At 67.7% G+C, this 14,812-nt stretch carries 9 protein-coding genes; 4 read left to right on the top strand and 5 right to left on the bottom strand.

Annotated elements, in window-relative coordinates:
- Window positions 1-32: 32 nt before the first annotated feature.
- Complete coding sequence (gene gcvP, locus MNR01_RS16745) at window positions 33-2,912, top strand: aminomethyl-transferring glycine dehydrogenase (RefSeq protein ID WP_241918845.1); 2,880 nt, start codon at window positions 33-35, stop codon at window positions 2,910-2,912.
- Between the two features lie 118 nt (window positions 2,913-3,030).
- Here gcvP and MNR01_RS16740 read toward each other — a convergent pair whose 3' ends face one another.
- The 3 genes from MNR01_RS16740 to MNR01_RS16730 all read right to left on the bottom strand — a co-directional run bounded on the left by MNR01_RS16740 (window position 3,031) and on the right by MNR01_RS16730 (window position 4,912).
- Window positions 3,031-3,567: a hypothetical protein gene (locus tag MNR01_RS16740; protein WP_241918844.1), complete on the bottom strand. Its 537-nt coding sequence runs from the start codon at window positions 3,565-3,567 to the stop codon at window positions 3,031-3,033.
- Between the two features lie 221 nt (window positions 3,568-3,788).
- Window positions 3,789-4,067 (bottom strand): DUF4242 domain-containing protein, encoded by a 279-nt coding sequence (locus tag MNR01_RS16735; protein ID WP_241918843.1) that lies wholly within the window; start codon window positions 4,065-4,067, stop codon window positions 3,789-3,791.
- A gap of 29 nt (window positions 4,068-4,096) precedes the next feature.
- Window positions 4,097-4,912 carry a methyltransferase domain-containing protein gene (locus tag MNR01_RS16730; protein WP_241918842.1) on the bottom strand — a complete coding sequence of 272 codons (816 nt, stop codon included), beginning with the start codon at window positions 4,910-4,912 and terminating at the stop codon, window positions 4,097-4,099.
- A gap of 164 nt (window positions 4,913-5,076) precedes the next feature.
- Between MNR01_RS16730 and MNR01_RS16725 the strand changes: the two genes are divergently transcribed.
- Complete coding sequence (locus MNR01_RS16725; protein WP_241918841.1) at window positions 5,077-5,793, top strand: response regulator; 717 nt, start codon at window positions 5,077-5,079, stop codon at window positions 5,791-5,793.
- A 95-nt stretch (window positions 5,794-5,888) separates the two neighbouring features.
- Entirely contained in the window at window positions 5,889-8,735 is a 2,847-nt protein-coding gene (locus MNR01_RS16720; protein WP_241918840.1) for a PAS domain S-box protein, read from the top strand.
- Between the two features lie 296 nt (window positions 8,736-9,031).
- Here MNR01_RS16720 and MNR01_RS16715 read toward each other — a convergent pair whose 3' ends face one another.
- Window positions 9,032-11,695, bottom strand: coding sequence for a M1 family metallopeptidase (locus MNR01_RS16715; RefSeq protein WP_241918839.1), 2,664 nt, complete (start codon window positions 11,693-11,695; stop codon window positions 9,032-9,034).
- 324 nt (window positions 11,696-12,019) lie between these two features.
- Between MNR01_RS16715 and MNR01_RS16710 the strand changes: the two genes are divergently transcribed.
- Window positions 12,020-13,705: a mechanosensitive ion channel family protein gene (locus MNR01_RS16710; RefSeq protein ID WP_241918838.1), complete on the top strand. Its 1,686-nt coding sequence runs from the start codon at window positions 12,020-12,022 to the stop codon at window positions 13,703-13,705.
- 107 nt (window positions 13,706-13,812) lie between these two features.
- Here the strand turns inward: MNR01_RS16710 and MNR01_RS16705 are convergent, their stop codons facing one another.
- A complete protein-coding gene (locus MNR01_RS16705) occupies window positions 13,813-14,811 on the bottom strand; it encodes an OmpA family protein (protein WP_241918837.1) in 999 nt (332 codons plus the stop codon).
- Window position 14,812: the final 1 nt, after the last annotated feature.

Below are 14,812 nucleotides of genomic sequence, written 5' to 3'. Positions count from 1 at the left end.
CGTGCGGCAAGCACGAGACTATCGGACGCCCCATGCCAATGAGCCAGACCCAGCCCGCTTCCCTGCGCGACCTCGAGCACCACGACGCTTTCCTCGAGCGTCACATCGGCCCCAACGACGCTGAAATCGCCCAGATGCTGAGCGTGGTCGGCTACGACTCGCTCGATGCGATGACCGATGCGATCGTGCCTGCGAACATCAAGTCGCCTTCGCCCCTGGCACTGCCGGCGCCGATCACCGAGGTCGAGGCCATCGCCAAGATCCGCGCGATCGCCGACCAGAACCAGGTCTTCCGCAGCTTCATCGGCCAGGGCTACTACGGCACGCACACGCCCAACGTCATCCTGCGCAACATCCTCGAGAACCCGGCGTGGTACACGGCCTACACGCCGTACCAGGCGGAGATCTCGCAGGGCCGCATGGAAGCGCTGATCAACTTCCAGACGATGTGCGCCGACCTCACCGGCATGGAGATCGCCAACGCGTCCCTGCTCGATGAAGGCACCGCTGCCGCCGAGGCCATGACCCTGGCCAAGCGCTCGGCCAAGTCGAAGTCGAACGTGTTCTTCGTCTCCAACGGCGTGCATCCGCAGACGCTGGAAGTGCTGCGCACCCGCGCCGAACCGCTCGACATCGAGCTGGTCGTCGCCGACGACGCCGAAGCCATCAGCATCGACAGCTTCGGCGTGCTGCTGCAGTACCCCAACACCTTCGGCCAGGTCCACGACTACAAGGCGCTGGCCGATGCCGTGCATGCGCGCGGCGGCCTGGTGGCCGTGGCCACCGACCTGCTCGCCCTGACCCTGATCGCCGCACCGGGCGAATGGGGCGCCGACATCGTCGTCGGCAACACCCAGCGCTTCGGCGTGCCGTTCGGCTTCGGCGGCCCGCATGCGGCCTTCATGGCCTGCCGCGACGCCTACAAGCGCTCGATGCCGGGCCGCCTGATCGGCGTATCCATCGACGCCGAGGGCAAGGCCGCCTACCGCCTGACCCTGCAGACGCGCGAGCAGCACATCCGCCGCGAGAAGGCGACCTCCAACATCTGCACCGCGCAGGTGCTGCTGGCGGTGATGGCGAGCATGTATGCGGTCTACCACGGCCCCGAGGGCCTGACCCGCATCGCCCGCCGCACCCATCGCCTCGCCGCGATCCTCGCCGGCGCGCTGCGCCAGGCCGGCCTCACGGTCGGTCCGGACTTCTTCGACACGCTGCATGTGGTCGGCGTCGATGCCGCCGCGATCCACGCCAAGGCCGAGGTCGCGCGCATCAACCTGCGCCGCATCGATGGCCAGAGCGTCAGCATCAGCCTCGACGAGACCACCACGCGCGCCGACGTGATCGCACTGGCGGGCCTGTTCGGCGCCGCGATCAGCGACATCGATGCACTCGACAGCGCCACCGCCGACGCCCTGCCGGCCGGCCTGAAGCGCACCAGCGGTTTCCTGGCGCACCCGGTGTTCAACACCCACCACAGCGAGCACGAGCTGCTGCGCTACATGCGTGCCCTGGCCGACAAGGACCTGGCGATGGATCGCACCATGATCCCGCTGGGCAGCTGCACGATGAAGCTCAACGCCACCGCCGAGATGATCCCGGTGACCTGGCCCGAGTTCGGCAACCTGCACCCGCTGGCCCCGGCCACGCAGGCGCAGGGCTACAAGGAACTGATCGACGGCCTGGAAGCGATGCTGGTCGAGTGCACCGGCTACGACGCCGTGAGCCTGCAGCCGAACTCCGGCGCGCAGGGCGAATACGCCGGCCTGCTGGCGATCCGCGCCTACCACCGTTCGCGCGGCGAAGACCACCGCGACATCTGCCTGATCCCGGAATCGGCGCACGGCACCAACCCGGCTTCGGCGCAGATGTGCGGCATGCAGGTCGTGGTGACCAAGTGCGATGCCAACGGCAACGTCGATGTCGACGACATCCAGCGCGCCGCCGAGAAGTACAGCGAGCGCCTGGCCGCGCTGATGATCACCTACCCGTCCACGCACGGCGTGTTCGAGGAAGACATCGTCAAGATCTGCGAGATCGTGCACACGCACGGTGGCCAGGTCTACACCGACGGCGCCAACATGAATGCCCTGGTCGGCGTCGCCAAGCCCGGCAAGTGGGGCTCGGACGTGTCGCACCTGAACCTGCACAAGACCTTCTGCATCCCGCACGGCGGCGGTGGCCCGGGCGTCGGCCCGTGCGCGGTCAAGTCGCACCTCGCCCCGTTCCTGCCGCGCACGTTCGGCGGCGAAGGCGATGTCGGCATGGTCTCGGCGGCGAGCTTTGGTTCGGCCTCGATCCTGCCGATCAGCTGGATGTACGTGACGATGATGGGCGCCGAGGGCCTGCGCAAGGCCACCCAGGTTGCCCTGCTCAACGCCAACTACATCGCCACCCGCCTGGCACCGCACTACGAGACGCTCTACACCGGCCGCAATGGCCTGGTCGCGCACGAGTGCATCCTCGACCTGCGCCCGCTCAAGGACGCCACCGGCGTGTCGGCCGAGGACGTGGCCAAGCGCCTGATCGACTTCGGCTTCCACGCCCCGACCCTGAGCTTCCCGGTCGCCGGCACGCTGATGGTCGAGCCGACCGAGTCGGAATCGCAGCACGAGCTGGACCGCTTCATCGACGCGATGATCCAGATCCGCGACGAGATCCGTGCGATCGAGGACGGCAAGCTGGACCGCGAGGACAACCCGCTCAAGCACGCGCCGCACACCGCCACCGCGGTCACGGCCAGCGAGTGGACCCACGCGTATCCGCGCGAACTGGCGGCGTTCCCGCTGCCGTCGCTGCGCCTGCAGAAGTACTGGCCGCCGGTGGCCCGCGTCGACAACGTCTACGGCGACAAGAACGTCATGTGCGCCTGCATCCCGGTGGATGCGTACAAGGACGAGCCGGTCGAGGCGTAACCGCAAGAAGAAAAGGCCCCGCAATGCGGGGCCTTTTTTTGTAGCCCGGGTAAGCGCAGCGCACCCGGGACCTGCCACATTCCCCCGGGTGCGGCCTTCGGCCTTACCCGGGCTACGGTCATCGTCGTCGCACGGGGGCCGGCTGGCCTGCCAGCATCATCCCGACGCGCGCCGCGGACCGTGCGTTGTCGGCGATGTCGCAACGCGACACAGGCCACACCCGCGACAGGCGCATGCGGGCGATGCAGGCCACCGCTTGCCAACGGTCACGGCGTTCGTCGCCGGCGCGCTCGCTGCTCGACTGGCTGGCCAGCGTGCGCTGCGGCGACGCGCCGCGACGCGTCCTCGCACCGGGCACCGCCAGCGCCGTGCGCGAGCGCGCCAGGCGGTACTGCATGACCTGGTCATGGCTGGGATACACACGCACGGCCGGGAGATCGAACACGCGCTCGGGTTCTGTCGACGACACCACCGCCGTCGACGACAAGGGCGTCAGCTCGGGCTCAAGCGTGGCGATCACGCGCACGCCCGGCAGGTCGTGAATCTGCATCGTCTGGACCGGCCCATCTCCCACGGGCTGCGCAACCACGCGGGTCGCGATCGAATGAGTGGCAGCGATCATCGCCAGTGCGGAAATCAGGGTCATCACGTTCATTGTGGCAATTCCTTTATTCGTGGCCGAACGGCGATGCCCTGCCCGCTTTCCCTGGGCCGGGGGCCGAAAAGGCCATGCGTTACATCGATGGAGCGTTGAAGGACCGGGTCGGCCCTCAGGCCGGATGGATCGTTACCAATGCCAGGCAGCTGCGCTGTTGCGTTGCCTCGTCATGCCGGTGAGTCGCGGGTGCCACTGCACCGGCATGAAATGACCCTGGCTCATGCAGGTGCCATGGTCGGATCAAGGACGGACTGCACTTCGACGACGGCGTCGGCCGGGAAGCCCGCGCGTTCGGCGTGTTCGCGGATCAGTGCCTCGTCGTTCGCCAGGTAGACGCAGTAGGTCTTGTCGTTGGCGACATACGAATGCAGCCACTGCACGCCGGTGCCGAGCTGGTCGAGCACTTCGTTGGAGCGCTGGGCGACATCGCACAGTGCCTCGTAGGGCCCCTTGCCGATGCCGTTGATGTTTCGTTCGATGACGTACTTTCTGAGCATGACGATGTCTCCTGGACGGGATGCCGGCATCAGGCCGACGGCTGTTGCTTCTTCGGAAAATTCGGCTTCACGGCGCGTACGTTCACGCCATAGGCATGCAGGTGGCCGTGGAACTTGCGGTCGATGCCGGTGCCGGCGAACGACTCGAAGCGTTCGCCGACGCGGACCTGGCCCAGGCCGCTGTCGGCGATGAACCGCAGCAGCGCCGCCTCGGTCGAGGCACCGCCGATGCAGGCCGCCCACAGGTCGGCATTGCTGCGGGCGCGGGCGGCCAGCTCGCGGTCGACCACGACGTCGCCCAGGTACAGGGCGCCACCCGGCCGCAGAACGCGCATGACCTCCGACAGAACCCGGGGCTTGTCCGGTGCGAGGTTGAGAACTCCGTTTGAGATCAGGATGTCGACGCTGGCGTCGGCAACCGGCAGATCCTCGAAGGTGCCTTCATGCAGTTCCACCCGTTCCAGCAAGCCAGCCTGCGCCGCAGCCGAGATCGCGCAGGTGCGCATGGCCGCGGTCAGGTCGACGCCGATCGCGCGTCCGTTCGGGCCGACCGCGCGCGCTGCCAGCAGCAGGTCCATGCCGGCGCCGCAGGCGTGGTCGAGCACGACGCTTCCGGCAGGGATCGTGCCAATCCGGAACGGGTTGCCGACCCCGGCGAAGCGGTCGGTGCACAGCGCCGGCAATGCCGCCAGCGCCGCCTCGTCGTAGCCCAGGCGCTGCACGGCGTAGGCTGCACCGGTATGGAAATGGAAGCCGCTGGCCGGGTCCCGGGCGACGCGCTCGTAGACGGCGCGGACCTGCCTGTGCAGCCGATTGCTGTCGATCGCGAGCGGACAACGGCCCATGGTGGTCTCCCAGTTCCTGTCGGAATTGCCGACGGCCAATCCGCCGGCATGGGGACCAATCTAGAAAGCGCGCGTATCGATCCGATGTCCGCCCGCGGCGCGTTTGTAACAGCTGGTAACGCCGGCCAATACTGTCGGCGCGGCTATGGAGGCAGGAGCAGGTGATGGCGCATACGCCCTGTGTTCTGGTGGTCGACGACGACCAGGCGACCCGCGAGATGCTCGTGGAGGCACTGAGCACGCACGATTTCCGCGCCCTGCAGGCCGGCGACGGTGCCGCGATGCGCGCCGAACTCGAGCGCGAGGCGCCCGACATCGTCCTGCTCGACATCCGCCTGCCCGGCGAGGACGGCCTGAGCCTGGCGCGCTTCCTGCGCGAGCGTTACGACGTCGGCATCATCATGGTCACCGGCTCCGGCGACGTGATCGACCGCATCGTCGGGCTGGAGATCGGCGCCGATGACTACGTGGCCAAACCCTTCGACCCGCGCGAGCTGCTGGCGCGGATCAAGAGCGTGCTGCGCCGCATCCAGGCGCGGCCTCCCGAAGCCCCGGTCGCCAGCGTCGCTGGCCGCCGCGTCAGCTTCGGCCGCTGCACGCTCGACCTGGACGCACACCAGGTGCTCGATGCCGACGGCACCGAGGTGATGGTCACGCACATGGAATTCGACCTGCTGCGCGTGCTGTACGAACACCCCGGCAAGGCGCTCTCGCGCGACCAGATCCTGACCCTCACCCACAATCGTGAATGGGAGCCGTTCGACCGCTCGATCGACATCCGCATCGCCCGGCTGCGGCGCAAGGTCGAGGTCGACCCGGACAACCCGCGCGCGATCCGCACCGTCCGCGGCGTCGGCTACATGTTCGTGCCGTCTGCGTAACTGCCGCGAGCGGAATTGTTTCTGCCGAGTAACAGCGGCCCGCGCCCGGGTTGCGCGCTCCTATACTCGATCCACGCCTGCAGCGGAGCCACGCCATGAATCCCGGCGACCTGTCCAGCAACGCCCTCGCCGACGATCGCGAGCGCGCACTGCGCGACAGCGAACTGCGCCTGCAGCAGGTGCTCGACAACACGTCCGCGGCGGTATTCGCCAAGGACCGCAGCGGCCGCTACCTGTTCGTCAACCGCGAGTTCGAACGCCTCACCGGGCACGGCGCGGCAGCGCTGATCGGACGCCGCGACCGCGACATCTTCCCCGCCGAACAGGCCGCCGGACTGCGCCGCAACGACATGCGCGTGCTGCTGGAGGCGCGGGCGATGGAGTTCGAGGAAAGCGGCGTGTTCGCCGGCGAGCAGCGCACCTACCTCTCGGCGAAGTTCCCGCTGCTCGATTGCGATGGCGTGCCCTACGCCGTCTGCGGCATCGCCACCGACATCACCCGGCGCAAGCAAATCGAAACTGCGCTGAGCAGCTCGGCACTGGCGGTGTCGAATGCGCGCGGCCGAGACCTGTTCGTCGAGCTGTCGCGCTACCTGGGCGCGATCCTCGACGTCGACGTGTCCTTCATCGCCGAGATGCGCGAGGAAGACCCGGGGATGATGCGCGTGCTCGCCTTCGTTGCCGACAGCGCGCCTCGCGAGAACTTCGACTACGCCCTGGCCAATACTGCCTGCGACACGGTCGTCGGCCACGGCTTCCGCATCTATCCCGCCGGCCTTGGCAACCTGTTCCCGCTGGATGACGACTTCATCGAACTCGGCGCCGAGGGCTACGCGGGGTACCCGCTCACCGACACCCAGGGGCGCCCGCTGGGACTGATCTCGATCGTCTCGCGGCGGCCGCTGGAGCAGGCCGAGTTCATCGAGTCGGTGATGAAGATCTTCGCCGTGCGCGCTTCCGCGGAGATCGAGCGCCAGCGCGCCGATGCCGCCTTGCTGGCCTCGCAGGTCAGCTACCGGCAGATCTTCGAGGCCAGCGAGGACGCGATCATCGTCTACGACCAGGCCACCGACCGAATCGTCGACGTCAACCCGAAGGCCTGCGTGACCTCCGGCTACAGCCACGATGAGTTGCTGCACATTGCCGTCGACCACCTCGGCTCGGGCGAAGCGCCCTATACCGGTGCCGATGCGGCCATCCACCTGCAGCACGCACGCGAGCACGGATCGGCCCGTTTCGAATGGCGTCGCCGCAACAAGGACGGCAGCCTGTACTGGGACGAAGTGTTCCTCAAGTCCGCCAGCATCGGCGGCGAGCCGCGGATCCTCGCCTTCACGCGCGACATCACCGAGCGCAAACTCGCCGAGGAAGCCGCGCAGCGCAATGCCGAGCACCTGCGTGCGACCGTAAGCGCCGCGCTCGACTGCATCATCGCCATGGACGAGCACGGCACCATCATCAAGTTCAATCCGGCCGCCGAGACCTGTTTCGGCTATCGCGAGCGCGAGGCACTCGGCCAATCGCTGGCCGAGCTGATCATCCCGGAGCGCTACCGCGAGCGTCATCGCCAGGGCATGCAGCGCTTCCTTTCAGGCGGCCCCGGCCCGTACCTGCAAAGGCGCCTGGAGGTGACAGCGCTGCGCGCCGACGGCAGCGAGTTCCCGGCGGAGCTTGCCATCGGCGTCGACGAGAGTCCGTCCGGGCGCATCTTCATCGGCTACCTGCGCGACATCACCGAGCGCATCGAGGCCGAGCAGCGCCGCTGCCGGCTGGAGGCGCAACTGCTGCAAGCCAAGAAGATGGAAGCGCTGGGCCATCTGACCGGCGGCATCGCCCACGACTTCAACAACCTGCTGGCCAGCATCATGGGTTACGTGGCGATGGCCAGCGAACGCAGCGCCGGCGGCGGCGACGCGCGGCTTGAGAACTACCTGGGTCACGCGCTGCAGTCGTGCGAACGCGCGCGCGACCTGATCCAGCAGATGCTGATGTTCAGCCGTGGACAGAAGGGCGAGCCACGCCTGCTGGATCCAGCACAGTGCATCGAGCAGAACCTGGCGGTGCTGCGCCCGAGCATTCCCTGCGAAGTGGACGTCGTCGTCGATACGGTTGGGCGCGCCGGCGCCATCTGCTTCGACCCGGTCCAGTTCGGCCAGGTCATGCTGAACCTGTGCCTGAATGCCTGCGATGCGATGCAGGGCCAGGGCCGCCTCGACATCGGGCTGCATGAAACCAGCGAGGACGGCCGGCTATGCAGCGCCTGCCAGCAGCCGGTGTCCGGCACGTTCGTCGAGATCGCCATCGGCGACACCGGCCCCGGCATCGAACCGGCGGTGCTGGAACGCATCTTCGATCCGTTCTTCTCGACCAAGCCACCGGGCAAGGGCGCCGGCATGGGCCTGGCGACCGTGCACGGCATCGTGCACGAGCATGGCGGGCATCTGGTCGTCGAGTCAGAACCGGGTCGCGGCACCCGCTTCCGGGTGTTGCTGCCGATCTGCGAAGCAGAGGCCGGCGAGGCCGTGCAGCAGCAACCCGCGAGTGCACCATCGACGAATCCGCGACTGCAGGGCCGAGTGCTCGTGGTCGACGACGAGCGTAGCGTCGGCGAGTTCATGTGCGAACTGCTGTCGAGCTGGGGCCTGGAGGCGGACTTCGTCGCCGCGCCGGCGCAGGCGCTGGAGCGTGTGCGGCAGGCACCAGAGCACTATCAACTGCTGATCACCGACCACTCGATGCCGTCGATCACAGGCATCCAGCTGGCGCAGTCGCTGCAGGCGGTGGCGCCGGAGCTGCCGGTGTTGCTTTACACCGGACTTGCCGATCGAGTCAGCGAGCAGGCACTGCCGGCGAACATGCTGAAGACGGTGTTGCGCAAGCCGATCGATCACGCGCATCTCGCGCGCGAATTGTCGGCGATCCTGCGGTCCACGGTGACCTGACGCGTGCGCCCCTCTCCGGAGTGGCGTTGTCCGCCGGGCCGGGGAAACGGGAGCATGGCGCCCCCGCCCCGGGTGCGCTGCGCTTACCCGGGCTACGCATAGCGCCAACGCGCGAAGTCGGTGAAACGACTGAAGCTTCCGGAAGGAAGGGGGCGGGTGTATTCCGTTCGCGGAATGCACCCCACCTCCTCCCCCACTGAGCACGCGCGAGAGATGACACGCTACGTCACGGCCGATACGAGAAAAAAAGGCCCCGCACTGCGGGGCCCTTCCTTCACGCTGAACCGCTCAACCGTTCAGCCGCCGTGCGTCTTCAACCACGCATCCACTGCCGGCAACCGCTCGTTGCGCACCTTCAACCGATAGATCACGTTGGCGACCGCGGTATTGGCGTCGCGGCGCGAACCGGCGGCGAGGTGCTGTTCCGCGTACGCCTGGATCTTGCCGACCATCGCCGGATCCAGCGAACCATTGGCCAGGCCCGGGTAGTAGCGGCTGCGCGAGGACGAATCGACGCGCTTGTCGACGTCGCTCATGTGGCCCATGGCGAAGTCGAACGCCAGCTCGGGATGCTGCGACGCGACCGCGCGGATCATCCCGGCGCTGTTGGTCGCACCCGGCTCATCGGTCAGCGCCAGGTCGAGGGCACGCTGCGCCAGTGCCTTGTCCTCGCTCGAGGACAGCATCTGGTACAGCTCGTCCTTCATCAGCGGCGTCTTTTCCGCCTGCGCGGAAGTGTGCAGCTGGTCCCAGGTCGCCGCGTCGGCGTGGCGTGCAACCACCGCCAGGATGGTCTTGCGCAGCGCCGCCGGCACGGCGGCGGGGTCCGTGTCCTGCGCCGCGTAACGACGACGTGCCTCGGCGACCACCTTGTCATCGCCCAGCGAGCTGAGCGTGTCGATCAGGCGCGTGCGCAGGATCTTGACCGGATCGGCCTCGCCCTGCTTCTCGTCCCAGCCGATGCGCGCGAACACCGGCGCCAGCTGCGCGATGGCGAACTTGCGGAACCGGGCCTGGCGAGCGCCGTCGCCCTGGTAATAGTCGTTGAGGCTGTCGAGCTTGCCAGCGATGTCACCCCAGATCTGCGGGTCGGAACCGGCCGGCGTCGCCTTGACCAGGTCGAGGTAGTTCGCCGGCGACTGCAGGCCGGCCAGGCCCAGCGCCCAGGTGTCGCTCATCAGGCCGAGCTGGTCGATCGGCGGCAGCTTGGCAAACCCGCCACGGATCGAGGCGAACTGCTCAGGCGAATACAACGTGCGGTAGTAACCGCTCTGGCCGGCATTGACGACGACCGGGCCGCAGCCGGGCACATCCAGCGAACCGGCGCCGCCTTCGACGATCGTGCGCACCGCTTCGCCGCCGACCGCCTGCGCGATCACCGGCACGCGCCACGACAGCGGCTGCTTGTCGGGACGGTCCTTGGTGAACTCGCCCTGGGTCAGCTTGAGCGTGGTCTTGCCATCGCTGCACGTCGCCGAGGCGACGGTGATCATCGGGATGCCCGGCTGCAGGGTGAAGTCGTGGGCGATGTCGAGAATGGGTTTACCGGCGGCGGCCTGCACCTGCTTCCACAGGTCGTCCGACGCGGTGTTGCCGTAGGCGTGTGCCTTCATGTAGTTGCGCACGCCCTCGCGCCACGCCTCTTCACCGACGTAGCCTTCGAGCATGCGGATCACCGCGCCGCCCTTCTGGTAAGTGATGGCGTCGAACGCCTGGCTGGCCTGCTCGACGGTTTCCACGTGCTGCACCACCGGGTGCGTGGTGGCCACGGCATCGCGGCTCATCGCACCTTCGCGGCCGGACACGGCATACAGCTGGGTGTTCCATTCCGGATGCAGCTTCTGCGTGGTGCGCGAGGCCATCCAGGTGGCGAAGCCTTCGTTGAGCCACAGGTCGTCCCACCAGCTCATCGTCACCAGGTCACCGAACCACTGGTGGGCGATCTCGTGCGCGGCGACCGAGAACACGCGCTGCTTGTCGGACTGCGTCGAGAAGGCCGGATCGAGCAGCAGGGTGTGTTCGAAGGTGAAGATCGCGCCCCAGTTTTCCATGGCGCTGAAGAACTGGCTGGCGCCGGGCGAAGCGACGTTGTCGAGCTTGGGCAGCGGATACGGGGTGCCGAAGTAGTCGTTGTACTCGCGCAGCACGTCCACCGAGGAATCGAGCGCGAAACGCGCCTGGTCGACCACGCCCTTCTGTGTGATCACGCCGACTTCGGTCTCGCCCAGCTTGGCGGTGGCGCGGTCGAACTCGCCCTGGCTGAAGAACAGCAGGTAGGTCGACATCTTCGGCGACTGCGCAAAGCGCACACGCGTGAGGCCGTTGCCCAGGTCGGTGGTCGCCGTCGCCGGCATGTTGCTGACCGCCATCTCGCCGCTCGGCACGGTCGCCTCGAGGGTGAAGGTGGCCTTGTGCGACGGCTCGTCCCAGGACGGGATCATGCGGCGCGCATCGGAATTCTCGAACTGCGTGAACAGTGCGCGCTTCTTGCCGGCCCTGGTGTCGTAGTCGATCGCGAACAGGCCGTTGGCCTGCGTGCCGATCTTGCCGGTGTACTCCATTGCCAGGCGGTAGCTGCCCACGGCCAGCGGCTTGTCGAAGGTGAAGGTGGCGGTCTGCGCGTCGGCGTCGACGCCGACCTTTGCCGCGACGGCCTTGCCCTTGCCGGTGGCGGGCGACAGCTTCGCCGAAGCAAAGGTCATGTCGACGGCCTGCAGGGTGATGGTCGCGGTCGGTTCCAGCACGTCCAGCGTGATCGTCACCTGGCCATCGAACGTCAGGGTCTGCGCATGCGGCGCGATCGCGACGTCGTAGTGCGTCGGGCGCACGTTGCGCGGCAGCTGCGTGGTGGTGGCCTGTGCGGCCGCGGTATTGGACACGGTTGCGGGTGCAGCTGCCATGGCGGTGACGCAGTTGCCGGCCAGTGCCAGCGTGATAGCGGTAACCAGAAAACGACGCATCAACTTCCCCCTGAATGATCTACGGTGTGATCGGCCCTGATGAGCCTGTAATGGGTCGGGCGACAGCAGCTGCGTCCCCACGCAGCAACTTGCCCCAGACCGGCTGTGCCGATCCTGCCCGTTGGCAGCTGAGCGCAAATCGGCCCGGATGACCAGCACCGGAAGTCATGCCTGGGCGGCCCGGGGTCACAGTGGGGCTGGTTGACTGGGCCCCGCCTGGCCGTCGCCACGCGCCCTTGACGTCGTTGTGCGGTAAACAGGGCGTGCCGCCGCGGTACGAGACCGCGGCCATGCGCACCGGGGACCCCAATGCCTGGACTTTGGATGAGCACAGGAAACGATGCTGGCGCGCGGCCGGGGGCCGGCCGTCGCTTGCGTGCGCTGATTCTTGCCGCCGTGCTGGCAGGCCTGTCGCTGGCCGCGACCGCGGCCCCTCCCCCGGCACAACAGGCCGGCGCCACCGAAGGCACCGCGCCTGCCACGCCGCCACCTGCCACCGAGGCGACGGTCAAGTTCTTCAACCGCGACATCATGACCCTGCGCAGCACCCTGCTCGGCCGCCCGCCCGAGCTGCGCGCGCGCACGGCCGAAGGCAACATCGAGCAGGTGGTGGAGCGGCCGGGCACGCCCACGGTGGCATTCCAGGACATCCCGCAGGGGTCGCTGGTCCTGCTGGGCGGACAACTCGTGGCGATGTTCACGCCCGCCGACCTGGATGCCCTGAACCACCAGACCATGGCCCAGGCCCGCGCGCAGATCGCGCGCAACCTGACCGAAGCCGTGCAGGCGGCCGAGCGCGACCACGCGCCGCGGCAACTGCTCAATGGCGTGCTCATGTCATTGCTGGCGACGTTGGTCGCCGCGCTGGCGATGCTCGCGCTGCTGTGGCTGCGCCGGCAGATCGAATCGCGATTCCAGCGCTGGATCGAAGTACGCGTGCAGACGCTGCGCCAGGAGTCCACGCGCCACGTCGTGACCAGCATGCGCACCATCGTCAACTGGTTCAAACGCGTGGTGCTGTGGCTGATCGCCCTGCTCGTGCTGGAGGAATGGCTGAGATTCGTCCTCGGTCAATTCGGCTTCACCCAGCCGTGGGCGCAACGCATGACCGGCTGGATCGTCGACCTGCTGTCGGGCTGGGGCCAGGCGATTGCCGGCGCAGTGCCTGGCCTGGTGGCGGCATTCGTCATCCTGTTCCTCGCCCGCTTCCTGACCCGGACCCTGAGCCTGACCTTCCGCGCCGTGCAGAGTGGCCGGTTCCAGCTGTTCGGCATCGACGACCAGCTCGCCGAACCCACCCGCAAACTGCTGGTGGCGGTGATCTGGCTGTTCGCCGTGGCGATGGCCTACCCGTACCTGCCCGGCGCGCAGACCGACGCGTTCAAGGGCCTGAGCGTGCTGGTGGGCCTGATGATCTCGCTGGGCGCATCCAGCATCGTCGGCCAGGCGGCCGGCGGATTCACGCTGCTGTATGCCCGCACGATGGCGGTGGGCGACCTGGTGCGGATCGGCGAGGTCGACGGCCAGGTGTTGCAGATCGGCCTGTTCACTACCCGCCTGCGCAACCTGATGGGCGTGGAGATCAGCATCCCCAACAACGTCGTCCTCGGTGGCCAGCTGCACAACTACTCGCGCAATCCCGATGGCCCCGGCCTCTGGCTCGAAACCGGCGTGACCATTGGTTACGACTCGCCATGGCGACAGGTGCACCGCCTGCTGCTGGACGCGGCCGCCAAGACCGCGAAGATCCAGGCGTCACCGGCGCCGTATGTGCTGCAGACCGCGCTGTCGGACTTCTACGTCGAGTACAAGCTGCGTGCGCGCATCCTCGAGCCGTTCCTGCGCCCGTTCGTGCTGACCGAACTGCACGCCAACATCCAGGACGCGTTCAACGAGGCCGGCGTGCAGATCATGTCGCCCAACTACGAAGCCGACCCCGAGCAACCGAAGATGGTCGGCCGCGCGCACTGGGAAGGCGTGCCGCCACCGACCGCCGACCAGGCCGGGTAAACACCATCGCCGTCGAAGCACCGTAGCCCGGGTAAGCGAAGCGCACCCGGGGTCCTGCGCGCCTCGACCCCGGGTGCGCTTCGCTTACCCGGGCTACGTGAGATATGTCAGCGCTGTACGTCGAACTTCACTTCGACACGGCGGTTGGGCAGCAGGCATTCGTGCAACTGCTTCGCCGGCACGCCTTCGCAGGCCTGCACCGGCTCGCGGTCGCCGCGCCATTCGTAGCTGATCACGTCCGCGGCAATGCCCTGCGCGACCAGGTAGTCGCGCACGGCCATCGCCCGGCGCTTGGACAGATCCTCGTTGTACTGGCGGTTCGGCCCCTGGATGCGATCGGCGTGGCCGATCAGGCGCACCGAGGTGACGCGCAGGTTCTCGTCCTTCACCCGCGCCAGCGCTTCGGTGACCGCGCGCATCGAGTCGGGCCGTACCTGCTTGATCGTGTCGCGGTCGAAGTCGAACACCAGGTTCGCCGTCAGCTCCATGTTCTGCGGCACCGGCGTGCAGTTTCGCGCCAGGGCCTCGGCGTCGTTGACATGATCCTCGGCCATCTGCACGTAGGGTTTGGCATGGCGCCAGCCCTGCTGGTTGAACTCGTTGCCGGCGTGCACCAGTTCGACCTCGCCGCAGGCCATCTCCTGCTGCGCGCATTCATAGCCGGGCGTGCCGTAGATGGCGCCAAGGCGTTTCCACAGGTCCTCGCGCAGGCGGGCGGCGTTGTTCACTGCCGGCGTTTCGTTCGGCAGCGGCGTCACGCCCTGCTCCATCGCGGTGATCAGCTTGGTCGATTCGTCCAGCGCGCCCTGCGGGAAGTCGCTGCGGTCGTTGCGGCTGTACTCGTGGAACGAGACATCGAGCCAGCACTGCGCCTTCGACAGATGGTAGTCGCGTACCGGCCGCCCACCGTCGTTGAGCGCCTGGATGCGGTCCTGCGTTGCCTGGTAGGTCGACTCGTCGCGGTAGATCGATTCGTCGGTGATCCGCGCCTTCGACGGCGTGAGCTGCGGGTCGCCGGCCTGGGCATCGCTGCTCTGCGCAAGCACGGGTGCCTGAACGATTGCCAGCAGCAAGCCGATCAACAGGGGCGTCGATGGAATGGTCATG

The organism is Lysobacter sp. S4-A87 (assembly GCF_022637455.1).
Classification (GTDB): Bacteria; Pseudomonadota; Gammaproteobacteria; order Xanthomonadales; family Xanthomonadaceae; genus Lysobacter_J.
This window is presented reverse-complemented; position numbering and strand designations above follow the sequence as displayed.